The 26,694-nt window shown below is 53.0% G+C and carries 28 protein-coding genes and 1 pseudogene; 25 read left to right on the top strand and 4 right to left on the bottom strand.

Translation table 11 applies throughout. The annotated features are described in order from the left end of the window. The first annotated feature begins 42 nt into the window (after positions 1-42). Positions 43-1,503 (top strand): aldehyde dehydrogenase family protein, encoded by a 1,461-nt coding sequence (locus N685_RS0115835; RefSeq protein ID WP_031409953.1) that lies wholly within the window; start codon positions 43-45, stop codon positions 1,501-1,503. Positions 1,504-1,613: 110 nt separating this feature from the next. Here N685_RS0115835 and N685_RS0115830 read toward each other — a convergent pair whose 3' ends face one another. After that, positions 1,614-2,381, bottom strand: coding sequence for an IclR family transcriptional regulator (locus N685_RS0115830; RefSeq protein WP_031409951.1), 768 nt, complete (start codon positions 2,379-2,381; stop codon positions 1,614-1,616). A 66-nt stretch (positions 2,382-2,447) separates the two neighbouring features. Continuing rightward, positions 2,448-3,209 carry an IclR family transcriptional regulator gene (locus N685_RS0115825; RefSeq protein ID WP_031409949.1) on the bottom strand — a complete coding sequence of 254 codons (762 nt, stop codon included), beginning with the start codon at positions 3,207-3,209 and terminating at the stop codon, positions 2,448-2,450. Positions 3,210-3,375: 166 nt separating this feature from the next. Between N685_RS0115825 and N685_RS0115820 the strand changes: the two genes are divergently transcribed. The 7 genes from N685_RS0115820 to N685_RS0115790 are packed head-to-tail and all read left to right on the top strand — an operon-like array spanning position 3,376 to position 9,604. Further along, a complete protein-coding gene (locus N685_RS0115820) occupies positions 3,376-4,665 on the top strand; it encodes a phenylacetate--CoA ligase family protein (RefSeq protein ID WP_237746917.1) in 1,290 nt (429 codons plus the stop codon). 45 nt (positions 4,666-4,710) lie between these two features. After that, positions 4,711-5,937 (top strand): FAD-dependent monooxygenase, encoded by a 1,227-nt coding sequence (locus N685_RS0115815; protein ID WP_031409946.1) that lies wholly within the window; start codon positions 4,711-4,713, stop codon positions 5,935-5,937. Positions 5,938-5,952: 15 nt separating this feature from the next. Continuing rightward, a complete protein-coding gene (locus N685_RS0115810) occupies positions 5,953-6,384 on the top strand; it encodes an acyl-CoA thioesterase (RefSeq protein ID WP_031409944.1) in 432 nt (143 codons plus the stop codon). Further along, on the top strand, positions 6,381-7,328 hold the full coding sequence (locus N685_RS0115805) for a fumarylacetoacetate hydrolase family protein (protein WP_031409942.1): 948 nt from the start codon (positions 6,381-6,383) through the stop codon (positions 7,326-7,328). Before N685_RS0115810 ends, N685_RS0115805 begins: the two co-directional genes overlap by 4 nt. Further along, a complete protein-coding gene (locus N685_RS0115800; protein WP_031409941.1) occupies positions 7,319-7,819 on the top strand; it encodes a DinB family protein in 501 nt (166 codons plus the stop codon). The genes N685_RS0115805 and N685_RS0115800 overlap by 10 nt, the downstream gene beginning before the upstream one ends. Before the next feature lie 15 nt (positions 7,820-7,834). Next, positions 7,835-8,959 carry a cupin domain-containing protein gene (locus N685_RS0115795; RefSeq protein WP_031409939.1) on the top strand — a complete coding sequence of 375 codons (1,125 nt, stop codon included), beginning with the start codon at positions 7,835-7,837 and terminating at the stop codon, positions 8,957-8,959. Positions 8,960-9,013: 54 nt separating this feature from the next. After that, positions 9,014-9,604 carry a hypothetical protein gene (locus N685_RS0115790; RefSeq protein WP_031409937.1) on the top strand — a complete coding sequence of 197 codons (591 nt, stop codon included), beginning with the start codon at positions 9,014-9,016 and terminating at the stop codon, positions 9,602-9,604. Positions 9,605-10,151: 547 nt separating this feature from the next. Here the strand turns inward: N685_RS0115790 and N685_RS19640 are convergent. Together N685_RS19640 and N685_RS0115785 are read right to left on the bottom strand one after the other, a co-directional pair. Further along, positions 10,152-10,229 (bottom strand): annotated as a pseudogene (locus tag N685_RS19640) (DUF1259 domain-containing protein); the annotation flags it as partial. A gap of 79 nt (positions 10,230-10,308) precedes the next feature. Next, positions 10,309-10,674, bottom strand: coding sequence for a DUF5798 family protein (locus N685_RS0115785; RefSeq protein ID WP_031409935.1), 366 nt, complete (start codon positions 10,672-10,674; stop codon positions 10,309-10,311). A gap of 186 nt (positions 10,675-10,860) precedes the next feature. On the opposite strand from N685_RS0115785, the gene N685_RS0115780 reads away from it, so the two are divergent. From N685_RS0115780 to N685_RS0115700, 17 genes are all read left to right on the top strand, one after another. After that, positions 10,861-11,832: an ABC transporter ATP-binding protein gene (locus N685_RS0115780; RefSeq protein ID WP_031409933.1), complete on the top strand. Its 972-nt coding sequence runs from the start codon at positions 10,861-10,863 to the stop codon at positions 11,830-11,832. After that, the gene (locus N685_RS0115775; protein ID WP_031409932.1) at positions 11,829-12,602 is read left to right on the top strand and encodes an ABC transporter permease; all 774 of its coding nucleotides are present in this window, start codon (positions 11,829-11,831) and stop codon (positions 12,600-12,602) included. The genes N685_RS0115780 and N685_RS0115775 overlap by 4 nt, the downstream gene beginning before the upstream one ends. 2 nt (positions 12,603-12,604) lie before the next feature. Then, entirely contained in the window at positions 12,605-13,393 is a 789-nt protein-coding gene (locus N685_RS0115770; protein ID WP_031409930.1) for an ABC transporter permease, read from the top strand. Positions 13,394-13,538: 145 nt separating this feature from the next. Then, on the top strand, positions 13,539-13,928 hold the full coding sequence (locus N685_RS0115765; RefSeq protein WP_031409928.1) for a MerR family transcriptional regulator: 390 nt from the start codon (positions 13,539-13,541) through the stop codon (positions 13,926-13,928). Then, complete coding sequence (locus N685_RS0115760) at positions 13,925-15,457, top strand: class I adenylate-forming enzyme family protein (protein WP_031409927.1); 1,533 nt, start codon at positions 13,925-13,927, stop codon at positions 15,455-15,457. Before N685_RS0115765 ends, N685_RS0115760 begins: the two co-directional genes overlap by 4 nt. 27 nt (positions 15,458-15,484) lie before the next feature. Further along, positions 15,485-17,167 (top strand): acyl-CoA dehydrogenase family protein, encoded by a 1,683-nt coding sequence (locus N685_RS0115755; RefSeq protein WP_031409925.1) that lies wholly within the window; start codon positions 15,485-15,487, stop codon positions 17,165-17,167. Positions 17,168-17,290: 123 nt separating this feature from the next. Beyond that, entirely contained in the window at positions 17,291-18,226 is a 936-nt protein-coding gene (locus N685_RS0115750; protein ID WP_031409923.1) for an alpha/beta hydrolase, read from the top strand. A 95-nt stretch (positions 18,227-18,321) separates the two neighbouring features. Further along, positions 18,322-19,005, top strand: coding sequence for an SOS response-associated peptidase (locus N685_RS0115745; RefSeq protein WP_031409921.1), 684 nt, complete (start codon positions 18,322-18,324; stop codon positions 19,003-19,005). Further along, positions 19,005-19,412: a thiol-disulfide oxidoreductase DCC family protein gene (locus N685_RS0115740; protein WP_031409920.1), complete on the top strand. Its 408-nt coding sequence runs from the start codon at positions 19,005-19,007 to the stop codon at positions 19,410-19,412. The genes N685_RS0115745 and N685_RS0115740 overlap by 1 nt, the downstream gene beginning before the upstream one ends. Positions 19,413-19,475: 63 nt before the next feature. After that, the gene (locus N685_RS0115735; RefSeq protein ID WP_031409918.1) at positions 19,476-19,874 is read left to right on the top strand and encodes a hypothetical protein; all 399 of its coding nucleotides are present in this window, start codon (positions 19,476-19,478) and stop codon (positions 19,872-19,874) included. Between the two features lie 345 nt (positions 19,875-20,219). Then, entirely contained in the window at positions 20,220-21,740 is a 1,521-nt protein-coding gene (locus tag N685_RS0115730; protein WP_031409915.1) for a bifunctional ADP-dependent NAD(P)H-hydrate dehydratase/NAD(P)H-hydrate epimerase, read from the top strand. A gap of 156 nt (positions 21,741-21,896) precedes the next feature. Next, on the top strand, positions 21,897-22,598 hold the full coding sequence (locus N685_RS0115725; protein WP_031409913.1) for a DUF3298 and DUF4163 domain-containing protein: 702 nt from the start codon (positions 21,897-21,899) through the stop codon (positions 22,596-22,598). Positions 22,599-22,771: 173 nt separating this feature from the next. Beyond that, positions 22,772-23,206 carry a GNAT family N-acetyltransferase gene (locus tag N685_RS0115720; RefSeq protein WP_031409911.1) on the top strand — a complete coding sequence of 145 codons (435 nt, stop codon included), beginning with the start codon at positions 22,772-22,774 and terminating at the stop codon, positions 23,204-23,206. A 132-nt stretch (positions 23,207-23,338) separates the two neighbouring features. Continuing rightward, positions 23,339-24,088: an IclR family transcriptional regulator gene (locus N685_RS0115715; protein ID WP_031409909.1), complete on the top strand. Its 750-nt coding sequence runs from the start codon at positions 23,339-23,341 to the stop codon at positions 24,086-24,088. Then, the gene (pxpB, locus tag N685_RS0115710) at positions 24,085-24,777 is read left to right on the top strand and encodes a 5-oxoprolinase subunit PxpB (RefSeq protein WP_084177484.1); all 693 of its coding nucleotides are present in this window, start codon (positions 24,085-24,087) and stop codon (positions 24,775-24,777) included. The genes N685_RS0115715 and pxpB overlap by 4 nt, the downstream gene beginning before the upstream one ends. Then, complete coding sequence (locus N685_RS0115705) at positions 24,770-25,741, top strand: 5-oxoprolinase subunit C family protein (RefSeq protein WP_031409905.1); 972 nt, start codon at positions 24,770-24,772, stop codon at positions 25,739-25,741. The genes pxpB and N685_RS0115705 overlap by 8 nt, the downstream gene beginning before the upstream one ends. After that, complete coding sequence (locus N685_RS0115700) at positions 25,738-26,505, top strand: 5-oxoprolinase subunit PxpA (RefSeq protein WP_031409903.1); 768 nt, start codon at positions 25,738-25,740, stop codon at positions 26,503-26,505. Before N685_RS0115705 ends, N685_RS0115700 begins: the two co-directional genes overlap by 4 nt. Positions 26,506-26,694: the final 189 nt, after the last annotated feature.

The raw sequence follows: 26,694 nt of genomic DNA, 5'->3' as shown, positions 1-26,694 counted from the left end.
AAATTATTAGATTTATAAACATGATAGAGGGAGTGAAAGAAGATGGAACGGTACGAACAATGGAACAAAAGCTTTATTAATGGAGAATGGGTGGAAGGAGAAAGCGGCCGTACCTATGATATTTTGAATCCGTATGATCGATCGGTTATTGCCTCTATCCCGTTGGCTACAGCAGAACAGCTTCATCGGGCATTTGAAGCGGCGAGCGAAGCGCAAAAGGAGTGGGGGCGTTCTTCAGCGGGCCAACGAAAAGAAGTGTTGCACAAAGCGATGGCCTATTTGCAAGCAAATCGTGAGGAGATCGTCGACTTGATTGTCCGCGAAACAGGCGGAACACTGCTGAAAGCGAACGTGGAGTTTCATTTGGCGCTTGAGCTTTTGGAAGAGGCGCTACATTATGTTGATGAGGTTGGAGCTGTAAAAGAGGTGCCTTCTAACATAGAGGGGAAAGTCAACTACATTTATCGGTTGCCGTTAGGGGTGATTGCTTCCATTTCTCCATTTAACTTCCCGTTAAATTTATCGCTGCGCACGATTGTTCCTGCGATTGCCTTGGGCAATACCGTCGTGCATAAACCCGATATTCAAGTTGGACTCGTCGGGGGTGTGGTGATTGCTCGAGCGTTTGAGTACGCTGGGCTGCCGAAAGGGGTATTGAACGTTTTGTTAACCGACATTGATGAGATTGGCGATGAGATGTTGACCAATCCACATTCACGCCTTATCAGTTTTACCGGGTCGACGACGGTAGGCAGACGAATTGGTGAGATTGCCGGCAGACAGTTAAAACGAGTGGCATTGGAATTAGGGGGAAATAGTCCGTTTGTTGTTTTATCCGATGCGGATGTAGATCAAGCAGTGAATGCAGCGATTTTTGGCAAGTTTATTCATCAAGGACAAATTTGCATGATCATCAACCGCATTATTGTCCATGAAAGCAAATATAACGAATTCGTCGAGAAGTTCGTGCAAAGGGCGGCTGCGCTTCCGTGCGGCGATCCGCGCGACCCAAGCACCGTGATTGGGCCAATCATCAACGAAAAGCAAATGCAAAAGGCGCTGCAGATGATTGAAGAAGCCAAGCGGGAAGGAGTCCGAGTGGCCTTGGAAGGAAAGCGGATCGGCAATGTGTTGACCCCATATGTGTTTGTTGATGTCGATCCAGCAAGCAAGCTCGCCCAAACAGAACTGTTTGCCCCCATTGCGGTGGTGATTAAAGCGAAAACAGACGAAGAGGCAATCTCCATTGCTAACCAAACGGAATACGGACTCAGTTCCGCTATTTTTACGGGTGATATTGAAAAAGGAAAAGAGTGGGCGTTGCAAATTGACAGCGGAATGACACACATTAACGATCAGACGGTTAATGACGCTCCAAACATTCCGTTTGGCGGCAATAAAGCAAGCGGCTTAGGCCGTTTTGGAAATCCGTGGGTGGTCGATGAATTTACGACAGTGAAATGGGTGTCCGTGCAGACGAAGGCAAGAACGTATCCATTTTAATGAAGGGAAAGCCTGGGAGATCAGGTTTAGTCGGATCTTCCAGGCTTTTTGTAATAATATGGAAGAAGTCCATCTTTTTCGTCATTGGTTGCACTTGGTTAGAGAAAGCTTTATTCATAATATCCAAGCAGCAATGAAATGTCGCGGGCGGCTTGGCAAGCGAGCTGAACCAAACGGAGAATGTTTGCTTGAGTAATCCGCTGATTTGGCCCGACGATGCTGACGGCGGCGACGACTTCACCGGAATAGTCGCGAATAGGGGCGGCGATGCTTGTCGCTCCTTCATGGAGTTCATCGATGCAGACGGCGTACCCTTGCTGGCGGATGGCTGCTAACTGGCGGATAAACTCGTTTTGGTCGGTCACCGAGTTCGGTCCGTATTTTGGCAACCCGCGGCGGAGAATGCTTTCTACTATCGATTTCGGACTGAATGCTAGAATGACTTTACCCGAGCTTGTGCACGTACACGGGTTGCTTCGGCCGATATGAGAGAGCAGGCGCACTGGGTGCGGGCATTCTATTTTGTACAGGTAAACAATTCGATCGTCTTCCAACACAGATAAATGAACAGCTTCATTAGCCTCTTTCATCAAAGATTCCAGGATCGGAACGGCGTCTTGAAATATTTCTGTATGCAAATCAACCACTCCGCTTAAATGCAAAATGGAAAGGCCAAGGCGGTATTTGCGAGTTTTTTTATTTTGTTCAAGAAATCCTTCTTTTTCTAATAGCGTGGCTAATCGATGTACGGTCGTCTTGTGCAGCCCGAGTCGTTGAGCCATCTCCGTAACGCCTAGTTCCGGCGTTTCAACAGAAAATAAACGCAAAATGCGCATCCCGTTTTTTACAGAGGAAAGAGTATCAGTAATTTTTTCCAAAGTAAGGATCCTCCTTTTGTTTTTTCATCACATCTGTGCTTGTTCTATAAGTTCGGTGGATCGTTTTTACAGTTTGGCAGAAATCGCATGGGCTGTTTGCATGACAAGCTGTACGAGATGAGGGATGGAACGGTCATTGATGCGTTGGATTGGTCCGGCGATGGAAACAGAGTAGCGCACCTCACCGTTACGGTGACGAATGGGAGCACTGATTGACGTTACCCCTTCATGAAGTTCTTCTTTGCTGATGGCATAGCCTTGTTGTTTTACTTGCGTTAATTTTTCAAGAAGCGCCGATGGCGAGGTGATCGTTCTTGGTGTAAACGAAGGAAGTCCACGGGCGATGATGCGGTCGATCGTTTCCCTCGGCTGATAAGCAAGAATGGCTTGACCGGTGCTTGTGCAAAACGCTGGATTTTTTTTGCCTACGTAAGAAAGAAGGCGAACCGGATGATCACATTCTACTTTGTGCAAATAAATGACATCAGCACCGTGCAACGTGGCGATATGTGCGCTTTCTCCTGATACCGAAACAAGTTCTTGCAAGAAAGGAAGAGCAATCTGGCAAATCGGAAAGCGGGAATGAATGATTTTTCTCATTGCTAGTAAAGAAGCACCGAGGGAATATAGATTGGTTTTCGCGTCTTTTTTGACAAATCCCTCGCTTTTTAACGTTTGCAGCAGCCGGTGGGCGGCGCTTTTGCTGATATTCAGCCTCTCGGAAATATCGATGATGCTAAGTTCTGTTTCATCCATCGAAAACAGCTGCAGCAGTCTCAACGCATTTTCTAACGAAGAAAAAGACGTTCGAGTTTTGCGCACTCCCATGAGTTTCCCTTCCTCCTTCGCTTAAAAGAAATCGTTTTCAAAAAATCTTACGATGTTTCGTATAGAGGAATATAAAACTTTTATATGGGACAATAATAGTATAACATAACTTTCAGAACGTTTTAAATATTATCAACTTCATTAAGAACAAAATAGAAAAGAGGGGATGGGAAACGGGATGGGGTTGTCGGTTCGGGAGATGGAACTCGATTTAAAGCAGTATCAGCTGCAAAAAATCAATGAATTGCTCATCTTTGTCACCCAGTTTAACGAGTTTTATAAGGAGAAGTTCCGCAGCCTTTGTTTGCCGATCCGGACGATGGAGGAGTTCCGGAAATTGCCGTTTACAACGAAAGAAGAGCTTGTGCAAGACCAACAGCTTTACCCGCCATTTGGCCGGAATCACTGTTACCCGGAAACGAGTTATGTCCGCTACCACCAAACATCAGGCACTTCCGGCAAGCCGCTCAAAATTTTGGATACAGAAGAAAGCTGGAACTGGTGGCGGGATTGTTGGGTTGAAGTGTTGAAATCAAGCGGAGTGACAAATCGAGACCGCTTGTTTTTGGCGTTTTCGTTCGGACCGTTTATCGGTTTTTGGTCCGCCTATGAGGCGGCGAAAAAAATGGGGGCGCTTGTTATCCCAGGAGGCGGACAGTCGTCGAAGGAGCGATTGTACAGCATGATTGAAAATCAAGCGACCGTATTGCTTTGTACGCCAAGCTATGCCCTTCATTTAGCCGAGGTGGCTGAGGAGATGGGCATTGATTTACCATCGACGTCGGTTAGAGCCATCATCACCGCAGGAGAGCCGGGCGGATCAGTGCCATCAACGCGAGAGCAGATTGAAACGCGCTGGGGAGCTGCCGTGTACGATCATGCCGGGATGACGGAAATGGGAGCGTACGGTTACTCCTGTTCGGTCCGAAACGGGCTTCATATTAACGAAGCACAATTTCTGGCGGAAATTATCGATCCAGAAACACTGCAACCAGTGAAAGAAGGGGAGCGCGGAGAACTCGTGCTCACCAACTTCAGCCGTTACGGTTACCCACTGATCCGTTATCGGACGAGAGATATCGTGCTTTGTTCGTCAGCGCCATGTTCTTGTGGTAATCCGTATCGCTTTTTGCCGGGAGGGATCATTGGACGGGCTGACGACATGGTTGTTGTTCGTGGTGTCAATATTTTCCCATCGTCGATTGAAACGGTTGTCAGGGAATTTATAGAGATTAAAGAATTTCGCATTGTCTATTATACAGAGCACAAAATGAATCAAGTAAAAGTGCAAATCGAGTCAGAAGCGGATGTCGAATGGCGTTTAGCCGACCGTCTCAGAGAACGGATCGGCATTCGAATTGATGTCGAACGGGTCGCGCCGGGATCATTGCCCCGTTTTTCGATGAAGGCCAAGCGAGTCATCGATGAGCGCAATCACCAACAACAAGTGGGTTAATTGAGTAAGGAAACAAAAGTCATAGGAAAGAAGGGAGAAGGGACGATGAGCCAAGCTAACGTTCAACGGCGCTCTGTTCTCGTTGTCGGGGCGGGACCGATCGGAATGACTGCTGCTTTAGCATTGCGTCATGTCGGACTTCCCGCGACCATATTGGAAGCGGAACCAAAAGACCGCCTTCGCCCAGGAAGTCGGGCAATCTATTTTCATAAGGCGACATTGCAGCATTTAGAGGATATTTCTCCCGGGCTAGGCAGAACCTTTGCCCAACATGGCATCGTATGGCCGATTAAGCGCACATTGTTCCGCGGCAAGGAAGTGTATGTAAAGCGATATCCGTCTCCTGATCCGAACGCGCTTCCGCCGTTTACGAGTTTGCCGCAGGTGGAAGCGGAAAAATTTTTGTATAACGCCTGCCTTGAGGAGGGGGTCGAATTCGTCTGGGAGACGCCGGTTTCCAATGTCCAGACCGATGAGGAAGGAGTCACTGTCATCACCGCATCCGGTGAACGGTGGTCGTGCGATTATCTCATTGCTGCTGACGGAGCGCGCTCGACCGTCCGCCAATCGGTCGGCATTGAAATGGAAGGGCCGCGGACGAAAGATTATTTTGTTGTCGTCGATGTGAAGGAAGATGAAGCGGATCCGTTGCCGCTCGAGCGAGTGTTTCATTATCAACACCCGGCTGTGGATGGGCGCAACGTCCTCTTTGTACCGTTTGCTGGTGGATGGCGCATTGACTTGCAGCTGCTTGATGGGGATGACCCGGAACAGTTCGGCAGTGTGGAAGGCGTGAAACAATGGCTGCCGAAAGTGATGCCGGACAAATACGCAGACCGCATCACATGGGTGTCAACGTACCGCTTTTTCCAAGTGGTTGCTAAATCACTTACCGACCGCCATCATCGTGTGCTGTTAGCCGGGGAGGCTGCGCACTTGTTTGCCCCGTTTGGCGCCCGCGGCATGAACTCCGGCGTGCCGGATGCGATCATGGCGGCGAAAGCGATTCGGGCCGCTCTTGACACAGAAGACCGCGAAGAAGCAAAAGCAGCCATTGCGGCAGCGGCCAACGAGCGGCTGATCGCGGCAAGATACAATCGCGATTGCGCAGGCATCGCCTTAGAGCATATTCAAGGCACCGATCCGGCCATTCATCTGAAGCGTGAAGTAGCAGCTTCGCTTGCTCCGATTTTGCCAAGTCTCGGCAAATGGCTTGATGAAGGACCGTATGGACCGAAATCGGGCCCGCCGCAACTGTCGACGAAATATTGAACAGGAGGAAACGCGATGGAGTACGCTTTTCAAGTTCGCTGGGGGGATACCGACGCGGCAGGCATCGTCTTTTACCCGAATTTTTATAAGTGGATGGACGAAGCGTCTCACCACTTTTTCGCCAGCCTTGGGCATTCGACATGGAAATGGTTTCAAGAGGAGCGAATCGGGATACCGATTGTGGAAGCGAAATGTCAGTTTCTTGCCCCGCTCTTTTTTGAAGATCACGTTTGTGTGAAGTCATCTATCGCTGATCTGCGAGAAAAATCGTTCCGCATCCAGCATCAGTTTTTCCGCGGGGACCAGCTTGTGGCTGACGGGTATGAGGTGCGGGTGTGGACGACATTCGCTGGAGGCAGGCCGAAAGCCGCTCCCATCCCGGCGGAGCTTCGTGAGAACGTGCGGCAGACGGCGGCCATGATCACACATAAGGAGGGACAAGGATGAAAATCATCAACTACCGATTGGGGGATGCGGTGCGCGCTGGGTGCATCGTTGAAGACAAAGTCATCGATCTCCATCAAGCGTATGTGGCCCGGTTAAAAGCCGATGGGCATCCGCGCGCCGAGCAACTTGCCGCCGCGCTTGTTCCAACCGATACCATCGGGCTGCTTGAAGGCGGAGAGAAAAGTTTGGAAGAGGCGCAAAAAGCGGTTGAATTCGCCTTGGCACATGGGCTGACGATCGACCGCGCCCATGTCAAAATGGAAGCGCCGGTGTTAAAGCCAAACAAAATCATTTGCGTCGGCCATAATTACCGTGAGCATATTCTCGAAATGAAACGAGAACTGCCTGAATACCCTGTCATTTTTGCCAAGTTTAGCAATGCGATCATCGGTCCGGAAGATGACATCCCGTTGCCGCCGATCACGAGTCAGCTCGATTACGAGGCGGAATTTGCGTTCGTCATCGGCAAACGAGCGCGGAATGTAAAGCAGGCGGATGCGCTCGAGTATGTGGCCGGGTATACGATTGTCAATGATGTGACAGCACGGGACTTGCAACGGCGGACGATCCAATGGCTGCAAGGAAAAACGCTCGATGGGAGCGCGCCGATGGGACCATGGCTTGTAACAAAAGATGAAATTCCCGATCCGCATTCCTTAGAAATTTCATTGAGTGTTAATGGAGAAGAACGCCAACGGTCGAATACGAAAAACTTGGTGTTTAGTGTTCATTATCTTGTAGAATTTTTGTCGCATATCATGACGCTTGAACCGGGCGATGTCATTTGCACCGGAACGCCGGGCGGCGTCGGCGTTGCCCGCAATCCGCAAGTCTTTTTGCAGCACGGGGATATTGTGCGTATTGAAGTGGAGAACATTGGCGTACTCGAGAACCGGGTCGCCGCTGTACCGAGTCCGATGGAGGTGGAATCGTCATGCCATTGATCGAGCAATACCGCCAAGAAATTAAAGAGTCGGTCGAGAAGATCATCCAAAAAGTTGGCACGTTGACAGAAGAAGAGATCCGCTGGAAACCGTCTGCCGACGAATGGTCCATCATGGAAATCCTTTGTCACGTTGAAGAAGTGATCGGCTACTGGATAAGGGAACTTGTTCGTGTCATTCAAGCTGGCGGCTGCGAGTGGGGACGGGGGCTCAATGATGAAGCGAGGCTAGCGGCGGTTCGCCAAGCGGACGTCCGCCATGTCGATGAGGTGATTCACGGGATTCAGGAGGCGGCGGAATTGGCCGATCAACAACTGGCGGCGCTAAATGACGAACAGTTGGCGTTGGAAGCGCCACACCGCAATCCGAAATTTGGCGTGAAGCCGATGACGTTTTTAATTGAGCATTTTTTGACTGAACATTTGACTGGCCATTTACGCCAAATTGAACGAAATTTGCATAAATATGAAGCTATGCAATCGAAACAATGAGGAGGGGGAATTTTTATGGCAGAAATGAATCCGTTTTTTCAAAGTAAAGAGGTGAAAGATTTTACGAAAAAAATTGAACAGTATCATTTAGGTCCGCTTTGGGAGGCAATCCCGGATTTGATGCATACAGAACCGAGGCCGGAAGCAGTGCCGTACTTATGGAAGGGAGAAACGATCCGCGAATTACTTCTGGAGGCCACGCAAATTTTCACACCAGAGCGCGGCGGAGAACGGCGAGCCATTTACTTGCAAAATCCCGGGCTCAAGCAGCGGCAGCCCTGGGGATGGGCATCAACGACCAACACGCTATATGCGGCTGTTCAACTTATTTTGCCGGGTGAAACAGCACCGTCGCATCGCCATACACAAAGCGCCATGCGGTTTATCACAGACGGAAAAGGGGCGTATTCGATCGTCCAGGGCGAACGTCTGTTTATGGAAGAAGGAGATTTTCTCATCACCCCAGGCGGATTATGGCATGGCCATAGCCACCCGGGGGAAGAGCCGATGTTCTGGATGGATTGTTTAGATATCCCATTTATTTATTCGACAGGCGGTACATTCTTTGAACCGTACCCGGATGGCATTGAGCAGCCGTCGCTTCCGGATGATTACTCGGCGCGCAAGTATCGCGGCGGCATGGTTCGGCCGATTGGCGACCGGAAGCCGCAAGTCGCACCGCTTGGGTTGTACAAGTGGAAACAGACTGAAGCGGCATTGACGGGGTTAAGTGATTTTGAACCGGATCCGTATGATGGCATTGGGGTCGAGTACATTAATCCATCAAATGGTCATACGGCCAACCCGAACATTGCTGCTTGGATGCAAAAATTGCCAGTCGGCTATCACTCAAAGGCGCACCGCCACACGTATTCAGCGATTTATCACGTGTTCAAAGGCGAAGGATATACAGTCATTAACGGTGTCCGGTTCAACTGGACAAAAGGCGACTATTTCGTCATTCCGAACTGGGCCTGGCATGAACATGTGAACACGTCTAATGAGGATGCGCTTCTCTTCTGCGCCAATGATTTGCCGATTATGGAAAAACTGGGGTTGCAGCGTGAAGAAGCGTACCCGGATAACAACGGATATCAATCAGTTGTCGGGGAGTTCGAGGCAGAGGCGGTAAGCAGTTAAATGCCGTTCCCTTGGGATCGGCAGCTGCAGGGGGTATAAATAAGGAGGGGGACGATGAGCACAGTTTCTGAAAAGGGAACCAATCAGACAGCCACAACGATGACGGAAAATGCAGCAGTCCGCCGTTTGCTCGACCGTTTTATAAATATCGATTGGCTTTCTTCGCTTGGCCAGCAGGGAGATGAACAGGTTGAACAGTCGCTCCGCCAATTTGCTGATTTTTTCGGCGTTCATCACGTCGGGGTGAAGTGGCTGGCTGAACAAGAATTGCGATCGTCAATCGAGGCCATTCGTCTTGAAGAGGATAGCATTTGGCAGGCGCTGCGGCATGTTCCTGATCAATTCAAGCGCCAGGCTGAACAGGCAGGAAGATTGGAAGCGCTTTTGGTGCTGGCCGATGAGGTGCCGGCTGCGGTTTTTCAACACAGTTTTGACCCGTTATTTGCGGTGTTACGTCCGTATGGAGATAATGTTGTCACTACCGCGGTCGGCTATATGATGTACATCGGTGGAATGGCTTGTGCTTGGGAACTATTGTCTGATCTTGAAGGATGGGAGACAAATCCGTTTCACTTTCTCATTGCTGTGCTAGAACGCGGCCATTGGCCGTTAGGGGTTGTCAACGGCCAGTTTGTTGTTATTTAACGTAATTTCCGAAGGAAGTCTTCCGTCTCAAGGAATGTGCAGGGCGATCGCCCAATGAGTAGGAGGGGATGAATGTCGGTTGGCCATCGCCAGCGAATAGGATCATTGATGGTTGGAACGGATGGAGGCGTAAAGGGCTCTTGTGTGTGGCTTACCGTTCGGTGAACATGCACAAGTCGCTTGAAGTCCCGCTTCTAAGCGAAACCTAGGCGGTGGGTAGTTCACACGCTAATAAACGATGGTGACAGGAAGGCCCAAGAGATCGTTAGGCAAGATCTCTTGGGTTTCTTTTAAGGCCGCAAGATATGTCCCGGCTGTAAGGGCAATGGGGGACATTCGACAGCTCTATAGCGCCGGTTGCCTGCAAATGGAGTGATTTAAGCGGATTCAGGAGCAGTCGTGTTTGGCGGAACGACGAATGATATCAACGTCAAAATCAAGTATTTGCTGCTGAGTTCTGAGCTTGATCATATGGCTAGAAGGTCGATGAAAAGGATCCCTCTTCGAGTGTTTATTACAAACTGCGAAGAATTTGGCTTAGGTCCAACATATACATAGCCCGCGGTTGCTCAAACAACCAATGGTTGTGGACAGCGGTGACGGGAATGCCCCGTTTTGTCAACTCCTCTGGATGAGTGAAGCAAAGATGAGAAACAAATCGAGAGGAAAGCAGCGAAATGGTAAAACGGGCGAAAGGATCAGCCTTAATACAGGTTGAGCGCCGTCTTGACCCGCTTGATCTCCTTTTTGTTTTCGAACAGCTCTTCCACTAAAATTGTTTGGCCGTTGGCGACATCGGTGAGCCGCTGGTCCATGTCGGACACTTGTTCGCTTAACCGGTGCACTTGTTCGTTTGTTTGTTGAACTTGTTTGGTGAGCTGTTCGACTTGCTCGTTCGTTTGTTGCACTTGTTTGGTGAGCTGTTCGACTTGCTCGTTCGTTTGTTGCACTTGTTTGGTGAGCTGCTTGACTTGTTCGTTCGTTTGTTGCACTTGTTTGGCGAGTCGCTCGACTTGTCCGTTTGTTTGTTGAAGCTGATCGGCGAGCTCTTTGATGGCTTGCCAAATCATTTCATTGGTGATCTCCCCATTCGACAATCCCCTTTCTCGTTTGATTCTTTTCTCTATCATTATACATGACGAAAGATGGGAACGATAGGGAAAAGATGACGAAATGTTTTTCTTTGCCGCGCTCCCTCTGAATGTGATATAACAAAAGAATGTCAACAGCATTGCGCATATTGGGGGATGAATGTCGTGATCCGTGTCAGCCATTTGCATAAATCGTTCCGCGTCCATCGCCGCGAAGCCGGATGGCTTGAGGCGGTGCGCCATTTATGGCGCCGTGACTACCGGATCGTCGAGGCGGTGAAAGACGTTTCGTTCACGATCGAAAAAGGGGAGATTGTCGGTTTTTTAGGCCCGAACGGGGCGGGGAAGACGACGACGATGAAAATGCTGGCCGGCCTGTTGCATCCGACGTCGGGGGAAATCACGGTCGGCGGTTTTGTGCCGTTTGAACAAAAGCCGGAGTTTAAAAAGATGATGAGCTTAGTGATGGGGCAAAAAAGCCAGCTTATTTGGGACATTCCGCCGCTGGAGACGTTTTTGGTCAATAAAGCCATTTATGACATTGACGATCGGGTGTTCCGCCAGACGCTCGAGGAGCTCACCGAGCTGCTTGATTTGGCGCCCCTGTTGGACAAACCGACGCGCAGCTTGTCGCTCGGCCAGCGGATGCGCTGCGAGCTGGCGGCGGCGCTGTTGCATCGGCCGCACGTGTTGTTTTTAGATGAGCCGACGATCGGACTGGACGTTCATACGCAAGAAAACGTGCGCCGTTTTATCGTTGACTACAATCGAGAGCACGAGACGACCATTTTGTTGACGTCGCATTACATGGGTGATGTCGCCGCGCTTTGCGACCGGGTGATGATTATTAACTACGGGCGGCTCATTTACGACGGCGAGCTTTCGGTGCTGACGGAGAAACTGGCGCCGTACAAGCGGCTTGAGGTTCGGTTTTCGCGGCTGCCGAAGGTGAATTGGAGCGAGTATGGCGAAGTGGCGGAAGTCGAAGAGGGGGCGGTCGTGCTTAGAGTGGCGCGCGAGACGGCGGCGGAAACGGCGGCGCGGCTGCTTCAGCAGTTTGAAGTCCGTGACATCAATATCGAAGATCCGCCGCTGGAGGAAGTGATTGCGCGCGCGTTTCAGGAGGAGCACGTATGATTCGCAAATATATTGCCCTGCTGCGGATGAAATACATTGAAATGCTCGCGTATCGGCTCGCGACGTTCGTCTGGATGACGGGCGCGGTTACGCAGCCGCTCATCACGATGTTCGTCTGGATGAACATTCATCCGGAAGAGAGTGAGTCGTTTGTCTTTTATTTTATGGCGGTCATTTTTGTCGAGCGGATGACGAGCGCGTGGGACGTATGGGAGTTGGACCGTGAAATCCGTGAAGGGACGTTTTCGAACTTGTTGTTGCGGCCGCTTCATCCGATCCATTGGGCGATTGCGGAAAATGTCGTCTATAAATGGTTGTTTCTCGTCATTTTAGTGCCGGTTTGGGCGGTGGGGGCGGCGTTTTGGCCGGCGCTTCGCCCGCATATGACGGGAAGCCAAATTGGGTGGTTTTTGCTGGCGGTCGTGTTGGGGGCGGCGCTTCGTTTCTTGTTGAGTTACTCGTGCGGACTGCTGGCGTTTTGGGTGACCAAAGTGGCGGCCGTGTACGGCGTCATCGATGTCATTTCGCTGTTTTTGTCGGGAAGAATCGCGCCGCTTGAGCTGCTTCCGCCGCGGCTTCGGGAATGGAGCGAGTGGCTGCCGTTCCGCTATATGATCAGCTTTCCGATTGAAATCGCCACCGGAGCGGCGGATGGCGGGGAGTTGGTGCGCGGTTTTGCGATTGCTGGCGGGTGGATGGTGGTGTTGACGGCCGCTTTGCAATGGTTGTGGAGAGCGGGAATGCGAAAAAATCAGGCGGTAGGTGGATGAACGTGCGGCGGTATGGACGGGTGTTCCGCGAATTTTTCCGCGCTTGTTTGGTCGAGGAAATGGAATATCGGAGCGAGTTTTTCGGCAATGTCATCTCCAGCTTTTTCGGCATTGGCATGGCGCTGCTCACCATCCAGATCTTTTTTTACCAGACGGATCGCTTAGGCGGCTGGACGTATGGGGAAGTGCTTGTGTTGCTTGGTGTCTTCAATACGTTGCGTGGATGTATCGATTTTGCGCTCCGCCCCAACATGCCGAGACTGCTTGAACACGTCCGGCGCGGCACGCTCGATTACGTGTTGACGAAGCCGGTCGACAGCATGTTTTACGTCAGCTTCCGTCACCTTGTTTTTTGGCGGCTCATCGATGTCGTGCTCGGCTTTGGCGTCATCGGCTACGGCTTGTATGTCGAACGCTACGTGCCATCGGTGGCGGACGTATTGGTGTTTCTTGTCGTCATGGCCGCTTCGTTCTTACTTATTTATTCCCTATGGATGATGCTCATGACGACGTCGTTTTGGGTGGTGCGCATCGACGACTTGTCGTTTATTTTCGACTCGTTTTTTGAAACGGCCCGCTTCCCCGGCAGCATGTACCGCGGCGCGGTTCGGATGGTGATCACCTACATATTGCCGGCCGTATTAATCACGAACACGCCCGCGCTGGCGCTGCTTGGCAAATGGAGTGCTTGGGCAGCGTTTGCCGCTTTGGTTGTGGCTCTCCTCTTTTTATGGATTGCCCGCCGCTTTTGGCGCTTTGCCTTGCGCTTTTATACAGGAGCGGGCGGGTGAGGATTCATCCATCTTCAGGCAAAGGGTGTCTCGTTTTTGCTGAGACATCCTTTTTTCTTTGTTCCTCAAGCAAGATGTTGATTGACTTTTACGTCAACGTAAAATAAAATAAAATTCAGAATATTATATCTAAGAAGGGATGACGATGCACTGTTTCACCATTTCCGATTTGGCGCACGAGTTTGATGTGAGCACGCGGACGATCCGCTATTACGAAGAGCGCGGGCTGCTTGCCCCGATTCGCACGGAATCCGGGCAGCGGCTGTATACGAAAAAGGAGCGGGCGAAGCTCAAGCTCATTTTGCGCGGCAAACGGTTCGGCTTCTCGCTTGACGAAATTCATGAGATGATTGCGCTGTTTGATGAGGATCGCACGGGAAAGAAACAACTCGAAAAAACGGTCGAATACGGGCGGCGAAAACTGAAGGAGGTGAACGAGCGGATCGAAGATTTATTGCAACTGAAGGCGGAGATGGAATCCCTGCTTTCCGATTTTGAAAAGCGATTGCGAGAATGGGAGGAATCGGGCGGATGAACATTTCGGAGTTGCTTGCCCGCCAAGCGAGGAAATTTCCGGCGAAAACGGCGGTCATTGATGGGGAAACGGAGCTTTCGTATGCCGAAGTCGATCGCATGGTCAACCGCTTGGCTTCGTCATTGGCTCGACTTGGCGTCGGCCGCGGTGATAAAGTCGCGCTGTATATGCCGAATACGAAGGAGTTTGCCGTTTCGTACTTTGCTGTTTTGCGCCTTGGCGCGGTTGTCGTGCCGATCAACGCCCGTCTTACGGCGGCGGAAGTGCAATACATTCTCGGCCATAGTGAAGCAAAATTGCTCATCGCCCACGATTGGGTGCATCAGGCGCTCGCCCCGCTTGTTGGTGGAAGCCATATCACCTGGATTAAGACAGGGGAGGCGGAAGACGGCTGGCTGTCGCTTGAGGAGTTGATCGGTTCAGGTGATCCGCAAGCGATCGTCTGTCCGGCCAAAGAGGACGATGAGGCGACGATTTTGTATACATCGGGAACAACAGGGCGGCCGAAAGGCGTGTTGTTCACGCACCGCAACATTCTCACGGTCGCGGACATGATCGTGATCGAAACGAAAATCGACCGTCAAAGCCGCCTGCTGCACCTGATGCCGCTCAGCCACTCGGCGCCGCTTCATCTGTTTTTTGTCGGCGGCACGTATGTCGGCGCGACCCATGTCTTGGCGCCTGCATTTTCCCCGGATGCCTTGCTGGAACTGGTCGAGCGTCACAAGATCACCCACTTTTTCGGCGCGCCGGTGGCGTATTTGTTGACGGCGAAGCATCCGCGGTTTTCGGATTATGATCTTTCTTCCGTCCGTTGTTGGATGTACGGCGGGGCGCCGCTGTCGCGCGAGGAAGTGCGGTTTGTCGCCGACTGCTTTGGCGTCGAGCGGATGATGTGTTTATACGGTTTGACCGAGGCCGGTCCGAACGGTACCTACTTAGCTCCTGAGGAACATGAAGAAAAAGCAGGAAGCATCGGCAAATATGCCGCTCTCCATTGTGAAGTGGCGATCGTGGACGAAAACGGGCAGGAAGTCGCGCCCGGCGAGGTCGGCGAGATCGTGCTGCGCGGGGAGGGCGTGATGAAAGGATATTACAAAGACGAGGAAAAAACGAATGAAGCGATCCGAAACGGTTGGCTGTACACCGGCGATTTGGCGCGCCGTGACGAGGACGGCTACATTTGGATCGTTGACCGGAAGAAAGATGTCATTATTTCCGGCGGCGTCAATATTTACCCAAAGGAAGTGGAAGATGTGCTGCGGACGCATCCAGCGATCGCCGATGTCGCCGTGATCGGCGTGCCGCATCCGGAGTGGGGGGAAACAGCGAAAGCGTTCGTTGTGCTGAGTGCGCCGCTTGAACCGCTTGCCGAGGAGTGTAAGCGTTTCCTGTCTGGCAAACTGGCTGACTATAAAATCCCCCGCTTGTATGAGGCGATCGCTGAATTGCCGCGCAATGCGACGGGAAAAGTGTTGAAACAAGCGCTGCGGGCGCGGGAGGCGGCAACACAGAAGACACAGGCATGAATAAGAAGGGAGGAAAGGGGAGGGACGATGAAACCACTTCGTGAAGCCGATCCGAATTTGCTGGCGAATTTGAAACGGTATTTGGATGATGAGTTGTACCAATATGCAGAGGAAAAACTCTCATCGTTTTACGAGTTTTGTTTGACGGACGTCGACCGCCGCGCCGTGCATACCGATCGTGAAGGGCAGCCGCGCCTGATCAAATATGACCGCTTTGGAAACGACATTTCCGAAGTGTGGGTGAACGAAGGGTACGAGCAGACGGCGAAACAAACGTACGAAACGGGAATCGTCGGGTATGTGCACAAACCGATTCCCGAGCTTGGGAGAAAAGGAAACTACATGTATTCGTACGCCCAAGGGTACATTTTATCCCAAGCCGAGCCGGGGTTTTATTGTCCCGTGACGCTGACGATGGCAACCGCCTATGTGCTTGAACATTTTGCCGACGACGAGTTAAAAGCACGGTACTTGCCCCATATCATTTCCACCGGCGAGGTCGAGCTGTATGAAGGGGCGACGTTTTTAACGGAGCGGCAAGGCGGGTCGGACGTTGGCGCCAACGCCGTGCGCGCCGTGCCGTGCGGCGATCATTATCAGTTATACGGGGAAAAATATTTTGCCAGCAACGCCGGACGCTGCGGCGTAGCGCTCGTGTTGGCGCGCATTGACGGGAGCGGTCCGGGGACGAAGGGGCTGAGCTTGTTTCTCGTCCCATGGCGCAACGAGGATGGAACAGTAAACGGTATCACCATCCGCCGCTTAAAAGATAAATTAGGGGTGCGCGCCGTGCCGTCGGCCGAAGTTGTGTTTGATGGCGCCAAGGCGTATGTCGTCGGCGATCCGCGCAAAGGCTTCTATTATATGATGGAAGCGCTTAATCTCTCGCGCGTCTGCAATGCGATCGCCTCGGTCGGCATCATGAAGCGGGCGCTCGAGGAAGCGAAACAATACGCCGAGCAGCGCACGGCGTTTGGCCGGCGATTGACCGATTACCCGATGGTGCGCGCGACGCTCGCCGACTTGACAGCGCGGCAAGAAGTGGAAACGAGCGCTTGTTTTGACATGGTCGCCTTGTTTGACCGCGTCATGACCGTACCGCACGAGGCAGACGAGGCGGAGAAAGCCTGGCTCCGGCTTCTGATTGCGCTCCTTAAGATGCGTACGGCCGAAGAGGCGATCGCGTTCAGCCATGAGGCGATTGAACTGCACGGCGGCAACGGATACATTGAAGATTTCGTCACCCCGCGCCTGCTCCGCGACGCCCAAGTGCTGACCGTCTGGGAAGGGACGGCCAACATTTTGGCGCTCGAGGTGCTGCGGCTCATGCGCAAATACCGCATTCACGAGCGGTTTGCCGCCGAGATGAAGGCACGGCTTGAGGGGGTGGCGGACGAGATGAAGCCGCTTGCCCGCCCGGTTGAAGAAGGGGTGAAGGAATGGATGGCGGCGCTCGCGCGTCTTGGCGGCCAAGCGGACGAGGTGCAGACGTTTCATGTGAAAACGGTGGCCAATCGGATGTGCGATGTGTATTTGAGCGTCATCGCCCTCGAACGCGGGCAAGAAAACGAGCGGAACAAGCGGATCGCCGAGCTGTTTTTGCGCCATGTGTGGGAGCGCGGGCTTGTCGACGAGCGGATGACATCGGTGCGTGAGTTTGACTTGATCGTCAGATGTAAAGGAGCGTCTGCACCGCTTGCTCATTCGTAAGTTGGCGGCATGGAGCGGGCCATGGACAAAAGGGATGTTCGTTTTTGGCGGACATCTCTTTTTTTGATTGCCAAATGAGCCATTCAACAAGTAGGATGAAAGAAAGGAAGGGGGAAAACCGATATGGAAGTGGTGCGCACACCGCGCCGAGCGAAACGGCGCATTTGGATTTCGGCGGCCATTGGCGTTGTCATTTTCGGGTTGCTCGTTTGCGTCGGTTTATCTGTTTACGTCGGCTGGCAGTTGACGCATAAACCGCGCGCACCGATTACCGTGACGCCGAAAGACTACGGCATGGCGTATGAAAGCGCGACATTTACAAGCAAAGATGGGAAAACGGCGCTCAAAGGCTGGATCATTCCGCCTAACGGGGCGGCGAAGATGACGGTCATTTTTGCCCACGGATACGGCAACAATCGCATTCAAGAAAATGTACCGTTTTTGCCGCTCGCCAAACGGCTCGTTGCCGAAGGGTACCGCGTCATCTTGTTTGATTTTCGCGCCAGCGGCGAGTCGGGAGGCGATATGATTACGATCGGCGTCAAAGAGAAGGATGATTTGCTTGGCGTGATCGATTACGCGAAGAAACACTTCCGTGAACCGATCGCACTGTACGGTGTTTCAATGGGGGCGGCGACGTCGATTTTGGCAGCGGCAGAAGACAGTGATGTTCGCGGGGTGATTGCGGACAGCCCGTTTAGCGACCTCGAATCGTATTTGCGCGCCAACATGCCGGTATGGACGCACTTGCCGAACGTGCCGTTTACGTACTTGATTTTAGCGATCGTCCCGGCGCTTGCGGATTTGGATTTGGGTGTGTCTTCGCCCATCCATGCGGTCGATCGTGTCGCGCCCAGGCCGATTTTGTTCATCCACAGCAAAGACGACCGTTCGATTCCATACAAAGAAAGTGTGAAGTTGTACAACACCCATCCGGATGCGTTTCAGCTATGGCTGACGGACAAAGCGGATCATGTGAAAAGTTTTTCTCTCTACAGCAATGAGTATGTAGAACGAGTGTCGGCGTTTTTGCGCTCATTGGTAAAAACTTCTTCCTAAGGCGGCTGCGATTCGTGTTCGGCCGCTTTTTGTATTATAATGGAAGAAATAGAGAATTAAGATGGCATTGATCAACGAATCAAGGAGTGAATGCCATGTGCGGTCGGTTTACGTTGACAGCTGATTTGGAAACATTGAGGGCGTTGTTTCGTTTCCGTTATCAAGGTTCGCTTGCGCCTCGGTTCAACATCGCCCCGGGTCAAGATGTGTTGACCGTCGTCGCCGAAGGGGAGGAGAGAGTCGGGAAAATGATGCGCTGGGGGCTTGTGCCGTTTTGGGCGAAAGATGACCGCATCGGCGCCAAAATGATCAACGCCCGGGCGGAAACAGTCGATGAGAAGGCGAGCTTCCGCCATGCGTTCAAGCGGCGGCGCTGCTTGATTTTAGCCGACGGATTTTATGAGTGGAGAAAAGAGGGAGCGAAAAAAGTGCCGTATCGGTTTACGCTCGCAACGGATGCGCCGTTTGCGTTCGCCGGTCTGTGGGAGCGTTGGGAGGGAGCGAGCGGGCCGCTTGAGACGTGCACGATCATTACGACGAGGGCGAACGAGCTCATCGCCCCCATTCACGACCGGATGCCGGTCATCCTGCCTTCTGAGCGGCATGACGACTGGCTGGATCCAAGCTTGGATGACAGCGAGTATTTGAAAATGTTCCTGCAGCCATATCCGAGCGAACGAATGCGAACGTACGAAGTGGCGCCGCTGGTCAATTCGCCGAAAAACGATGTGAGCGCCTGCATTGAGCCCGTCAACAGCCGGCCAATGGAGGGAACGTGATGCATCCTGTCATCTTGTTTGATGGCGATTGCCTATTTTGCCGTGGGAGTGTACACTGGATCGTTGCCCGCGACCGTCAGGCGGTGTTCCGCTTTGCGGCGCAACAGAGCGCCGTTGGTCAAGCATTGTTGGCCAAGCAGGAGATGTCAGCGGGAGACAGCGTCGTCCTCATCGAGAACGGTTGCTGTTATGTAAAATCTGATGCTGTCCTGTGCATCGGACGTCGTCTTGCTTGGCCTTGGAATTGGTTAGCAGCGTCTGGATTTCTTGTCCCGCGGCTGTTGCGCGATCATATATATGACACGGTCGCCAACCATCGGCATCGTCTCGCTCTGAAGCGCGATCATTGTCAGCTGCCGCCGCCTGAGCTGCGATCCCGCTTTCTTGATGAATGGCCGCTGCGGTGAAGAAGGAAAATACGCCCGTTTGTCGTATTGAAAAGGGAAAGAAACGAGGGAGGGGAAATGGGTATGGCAAACGGAACAACACGGTGGCTTAATGATTGCACGCCTCGGGCGCTTGAGCATTTTGCCGATGAATTGATCGCTATGGCCGAGCAAAGTGCGGACGAGGCTCGGCGCCGGTTTTACGAAGGGATGGCGGTGGCGGCGAAACTCATCGCGCTCCGGTGGGAAGGAAAATGCGCCTATATTGATGATCAGTTGCTTGATAATGTATACGAGGCGTTGACGGTCTTCTCATTGGAAAAAATTGAGGAGACGTTGTCCTTGGAGGCAGAAAAGGCGCATGGCGGCGGCCGTTGCTCGTTTTGTCTCAAAGAAAAACCAAGGCTGGCCCAAGGTCCGCTGGCGGCGATTTGTGACGATTGCCTGCAGTTTGGGCTGCAAGTGATCGCCAAGCGGCCTTGAGCAAGACGGCGGTCATCGTGAAGGCGATGGCCGTCGTTTTTCGGCAAAATGGATAAGCGGATATGATAAGGCGCAAGGCGGCGTTGATCTTCTTCCCCCCTACTTGCCTACGGTGGGAACGAGGTTCTTCGTGGTGAAGATATGGTAGAAGATATGAGGATTGTGTGGCAGTGGCGCGTCCCGGCTGTTGGTGTTGCTTCCATCTCCATTTCGGTTTTCCTCCTTAATTACCTGTTGGCTTTGGCGGTTGCCTTCTGCAGCTTAAGGGAAACGTTTCGGCGCGTCTTTCCTTATGAAAACATGGTACATCAAACATAGCAGTGGAAATCGAAAGGGGAAAAGAACATGATTCCGATCGTAACATCTAATGAGATGTACGCCATCGACCGAGAAGTGACGGAGCGGATCGGCATCAGCGCTGATTCGTTGATGGAAAACGCCGGACAGGCGCTGTTTTCAGCACTGAAAGAACGAATTTCGCGCGCTGCTAACGTGGCGGTGCTTGCCGGGGCGGGCAACAACGGCGGGGATGGGTTTGTCGTTGCCCGCATGTTGAAAAGCTACGGCTACGAAACCGATGTATGGCTCGTTCCACCAAAGGAAAAGGTGAAAGGAGCGGCGCGCACCGCGCTTGAGGTGTACGAGCGGTCCGGGTATTCGTGGATTCCGTATGAAGGGAATGAACAAGAGTTTGCGATGCGTGCGCCGCACTACGACGTGATCATTGATGCGCTCCTTGGCATCGGCGTGAAAGGCGAGGTTCGCTCTCCGTATCAAGAAATCATTGAACAACTGAACCGCTCGCGGGCTGTTGTGTACGCAATCGATGTGCCAAGCGGGGTGCCGGCCGAGGGCGGTGATGTGGCTGCAGCCGTTCGCGCGGATGTGACGTTCACCATTCAATGCCCGAAGCTTGGGGCGTATACGTTCCCAGCGGCCGATTATTACGGAGAGCTTGTTGTTGTGGATATCGGCATTCCACCGCTCGTGGTCAAAACGAATGCAGCCCGTCGGTTCGTGTGGGAGCGAAGCGATGTCATGCGGACGATGCCAAAGCGGAGGCGGTCCTCGCATAAAGGAACGTATGGCAAACTGCTTGTAGTCGGCGGATCGAAAGCTATGGCAGGAGCGGTGACGCTCGCCGCCAAGGCAGCGCTGCGAAGCGGGGCTGGGTTGGTGACCATGGCTGTTCCAGAAACAGTGTACGAAGCCGTTGCCAATCGGATGCCCGAGGCGATGTGCAGGCCATGGCCGGCCGAAGGGGGAGCGTTTGCCGGAGCGACCGATTGGGACGGGCTGGATGTCGATGCGCTCGCCGTTGGTCCAGGCATGGGGAGAACGGAAGGGGCGCGCCGCCTGGTCTGCGAACTTGTGCGCCGGCCGGTGCCGCTTGTCCTCGATGCGGACGCCCTGTTTTTTTGGGAAGATTATGCTGAACAAGTGCGACGCCGAAGCGCGCCGACGGTGATCACCCCGCATCCGGGGGAAATGGCGCGCATCGTCCATCGCTCCATTCGCGAGGTCGAGCACGACCGCTTTGGGTTATCCAAGCGGTTGGCGATGGAATATGGCGTGTATGTCGTGTTGAAAGGGCCGTACACGATCGTCACCACGCCGGATGGATCACAATATGTCAACACGACCGGCAATCCGGCTTTGGCGAAAGGCGGCAGCGGTGACGTGTTAACGGGCATTGTGGGGGCGTTTTTGTTGCAGCACGAGGCGGTGCAGCCGGCGGTGAGCAATGCGGTGTTCGTGCATGGAAAGGCTGCTGATTGGCTTGTTCAACACGGTCATTCGCCCTGGGATGTATTGGCGTCGGACGTTGTGGAGGCCTTGCCGGCTGTGCTCGCTTCGCTGGCGTGATCAACCGGTCCATTGAAAGGGGCGCTGGGGGATGAAAACGATCCAGCTGGTTTGCGAATAACCGGCTGGCGTTTTTCTTTCTCCCAGCCTTCTGTGCATAAGGCATGTGGTTTGGGCGCAAACTTTACATGCATTTCTTATAGGAGGGAGTGATATATGGTGAACAAGAAGCCATGGTTGTTGTTGATCCTTTGCCTTGCCCTGCTGCTGCCGGGATACAGTTATGCTCTGAACGTGACAAGCCGGACGATTCAATACAAGGACAAACTCATCGAAGTCAATATGGCGATTCCGATCATATCGGGGGCGGTGAATAAGCCGTTTCAGCAAAAAGCCAATCGCCTATTGCAAAAACAAGCTCTTGATTTCAAAAGGGAAATAGAAAAACAGGCCAAGCAAAATTTTGTCCTCAGCCAGCAGCAAGGGTTTCCGTATCATCTCCATACGGCGGTCAGCCGGTTTGATGTCACGTATAACCAAAACGGCATTGTAAGCATCCCTGTCGAGTTTTACAGCTATACGGGAGGCGCTCATGGGATGACGGTGAAAATCCCTCACAATTTCGATTTTAACCAGGGCAAAGAGTTGAAATTAAGCGATTTATTCAAAAAGGGAAGCCGTTATCAACAAGTGATTGTTGAAGAAATCGTCAAGCAGATCGAAAAAGAGCCGGACATATATTTTGAAAACGCGGTAGATGTGGTCAAAGAGCTGAAAAACGGCCAGCCGTACTATCTCACTCCGAAGGGGATAGTTGTGTACTATGGACTGTATGAAATAGCTCCTTACGCCGCCGGTATTCGCGAATTCCTGATCCCGTTTTCAACGCTGAAGCCGTATTTGCGGCTGCAGCTGTAATTGCTGGTTTATCAGCCGACATTCATCTTCCACTGATCGCTGGGCTGCGCCCTTTACGCGCTTGAAGCGGAGTCTTCTTTCGAAACGATGATCAACGTTGCGGAAAGGCGGCGGTTTCACTTTTGGTCAAACATTGAAATCATGAATGTATAAAGAGAAGGGAGATGGGAATCATGCCGCAATTCGTTTGGCTCGAAACGGAGGAGGAAGTAAGAAGCGCTTTTCCGGTCATGCGCGAGCTGCGCACCCATTTGGATGAGGAAACATACGTGGCGCTTGTGCGTGAAGCGCAAGAAAAAGAAGGGTATAAGCTCGCGGCGCTTTACGAAGGGGACAAAATGGTTGCTGCTGTCGGATTCATGCCGATGATCACGCTCTATAACGGCCGTTTTATTTGGGTTTGCGATTTAGTCACGACATCAACCGAGCGTTCGAAAGGGTATGGAAAAGTGCTGCTGTCGCATGTGCACGAATGGGCGAGGGAGCATGGCTACGGGATTGTCTCGCTGTCATCCGGCCTGCAGCGGATTGACGCCCATCGCTTCTATGAGGAAAAAATGGAATATCAAAAAGTAAGTTATGTGTTTTTGAAACGCTTATCGATTTAAATCCAACAGCGTCCGTTGAGCGGGCGCTTTTCATTTTATGTATAGAAAGTTGTTCTACTTTTCATTATAATAAGAAATAGATAACTCGTATTTTGGAATTGATATTCTGATATTCGGAACAGAGGGGCGACGATGAACAAAACGGTGTTAAAAACAAAAGAACTGCTTGATTTGTTTCTCGATTGTGAACGATTGACCTTGCCGGAGATGGTCGAGCGGCTGGGGATGCCCAAAACGTCGGTGTACCGAATGGCGCAGTCGCTTGTTGTCCTCGGTTTTTTGCAAAAGCGAGGCGATCACTATGAGTTGGGGCTAGCCTTCTTGACGTTTGGCGCGCTCGTCGCCGAGCGGCTCGATATTCGCCGAGCGGCGCTGCCGGTGATGAAGCGGCTGAAAGAGGAGACGAACGAAGCAGTCAATTTAGTCATCCGCGACGGCGATGAGGCGCTGTATATTGAAAAAGTCGAGACATCCGAGCCGGTGCGCGTTTATACGAAAGTTGGGCGGCGCGCTCCGCTGTACGCCGGTGCGTGTCCGCGCGTGTTGCTCGCGTTTATGGACAAGGAGGATCGGGAACGTTATTTAGAACACGTCGAGCTTGTAAAAATCGCCAAACATACGGTGACCGACAAAGAAGCGCTGCGCCGGTTGCTGGAGATGGATCGGGAGCGCGGCTACACAGTCAGCTATTCCGAGCTGGAAAATTATTCTGCCGCCGTTGCTGTGCCGATTTTCAACCATGAAGGTGCGGCGGTCGCCGGGCTGAGCGTTGCCGGACCGGAACAACGCTTTTCGTCGGATGATGTGGTGCGCATCGTTCCGCTTCTGAAGAAGGCGGCGATGGACATTTCGCGCGAACTCGGCTTTCGAGGGAAGGGATGAGGATGGAGTATACGTTGTTTCCGCTATGCGAATATGCGGTGACGGTTCGGTTCGCCGACTGCATTGATGAGGCGGTGAACGAAGTCGTCCATGGGGCGGCAGCCCGTCTTGAGGCAGAGAAAAAAGAAGGCATCGAGGAGATCGTGCCGGCGTTTTCGTCGCTCACCATCTACTATGATCCATTGGTCATCGATTACATCGGCGTAGGCGCATGGATAAGGAAAAACATCAGGCAGCCTGAACAAGCGGTGCGGCGTTTGGCGCGTACGGTCGTCATTCCCGTCTGTTACGGCGGCGAATTCGGTCCGGATTTGTCGGATGTCGCCCGCTTTCATGGGATGACGGAAAACGAGGTGGTGACGCTTCATTCGACCGGACGCTACCGAGTTTATATGATCGGCTTTTCTCCTGGATTTGCCTATTTAGGAGGGCTGTCGCCGCGCTTGGCGACGCCAAGGAGGCCGGTGCCGCGCACAAAAGTGCCAGCCGGTTCGGTCGGCATCGCCGGTGGACAGACAGGCGTCTATCCGCTTGCCACGCCGGGCGGCTGGCAGTTGATTGGCCGGACGCCGCTGAAGCTGTTTGACCCGTGCCGGGCTGAGCCGAGTTTGCTTGCCGCTGGCGATATCGTCGAGTTTCAGCCCATTGACGCCAAGGAATTTGCACGTTGGAGCGAGGAACATGATTGACGTCATCGAGAGCGGATTTTTTACAACCGTCCAAGATAGCGGACGCACCGGTTACCGGCATGCCGGTGTGCCAACGAGCGGAGCCATGGATGCATGGGCATATCGTCTTGCCAATGCGCTTGTCGGCAACAGCGGTGATGAAGCAGTGCTGGAAGTGACGATGGCCGGACCGACGCTTCGGTTTCGCGTTGAGGCCGTCGTTGCGGTGTGCGGGGGCGATTTCCCGTGCGCGCTCAATGGGCAGCCGATTTCCCTTTGGAAACCGGAGATCGTCAAACCGGGGGATGTGCTTGAAGTGGGAGTGTGTCGGACGGGGTTTCGGGCGTATATCGCGGTATCAGGCGGCATCGATGTGCCGCCCGTGATGGGCAGCCGCTCCACGTATGTTCCAGCGCAGCTTGGTGGTTTGGCGGGGCGGCCGTTGCGCCGTGGAGATGTGCTTCCGGTCGGCGCTATGCACCCGTTCACTGCGGTTGGCTCGATCCGCTGGGGGCTTTCGCGTCTAGCCGCTTCCTATATTGACGGGAAAACAAAAACGGTGCGCGTGATTCCCGGTCCGGAGTATGATGAATTTACGCCGGAGAGTCGCCGCCAGTTTTTCGCCGCCCGTTATGAAGTGACGCCGCAGTCCGACCGAACCGGCTATCGGCTTTCTGGACCAGCGTTGGCGCTTGTACGCGAGCGGGAGATGGTCTCGGAAGCAGTCGTTTTCGGTACGGTGCAGGTCCCGGCATCCGGCCGACCGATTGTATTGATGGCCGACAGCCAAACATCGGGCGGCTATCCGCGCATCGCCCAAGTCGCGGCGGTCGATTTGCCGATTTTGGCGCAGGCTCGCCCGGGCGATTGTCTGCAATTTCAGTTGATTACTTCGGAGGAAGCAACGCGTCTTTATAAGGAACAACATCATCGATTGCTTCGTTGGATTGCCGCCATTCGCCGTCAATGGGAGGGAGAACGGTGAGGACGATTGATTTGAATTGCGATTTCGGCGAAAGCTTTGGGGTGTATAGGCTTGGACAAGAAGAAATCTTATCGTATGTGACTTCCGTCAACATCGCCTGCGGGTTTCACGCCGGCGACCCGCTCGTCATGCGGCGGACGGTGCAGCTTGCGATTCGTCATGGAGTGGCCATCGGCGCCCATCCGGGGTTTCCGGACTTGTTTGGCTTTGGACGGCGCGCCATGGCCGTTTCGTCAGAGGAAGTATACGCCTATGTCGTCTACCAAATCGGCGCGCTGGCTGCGTTTGTGAAGGCGGAAGGCGGCGTGATGACGCATGTGAAGCCGCACGGCGCTTTGTACAATATGGCGGCGAAAGACGCGGCGCTGGCCGAAGCGATCGCCAAAGCGGTGCATGATGTCGATCCGATGCTTGTCTTATACGGCTTGTCGGGAAGCGAACTCATCCGCGCCGGCCGCGCCTACGGCTTGCGGACGGCGAGCGAAGTGTTCGCCGACCGGACGTATCAGACGGATGGTTCGCTCACCCCAAGAAGCGATCCGCGCGCTATCATCGCGGATGAAGACGAAGCGGTCAAGCAAGTGCTCATGATGATCCGCGACCGGCGCGTCCGCTCGGTGCAAGGGACGGATGTGGCAATTGAAGCTGACACCATCTGTCTCCATGGCGACAATGAACAGGCGGTGCGATTTGCCAAGCGGCTCTATCAAGCCTTGCAAAACGAAGGAATCGCCATTCAGGCGGTGCGTCGGGAGGAGAGATGATGAAGAAGAACGCAGGATCACCATATTTGGCGCTCTTGCCGTCTTCTTAATGGCGTATATGGGTGTGTACCTTCATGCGGGCAACGGACGGGAAACGGCGGTGTGAGTGGAATGTGCATTCAAAGAAAACAAAGGCCAAAGGGTGAACTGGTGGCCCTTTGGCTTTGAGCAAGATGGGAAACGGAGGGC

It is taken from the genome of Geobacillus vulcani PSS1 (genome assembly GCF_000733845.1).
In the GTDB taxonomy this organism is placed as follows: Bacteria; Bacillota; Bacilli; order Bacillales; family Anoxybacillaceae; genus Geobacillus; species Geobacillus vulcani.
The sequence above is the reverse complement of the archived record's forward strand: the minus strand, read 5'-3'. Positions and strand labels throughout refer to the sequence as shown.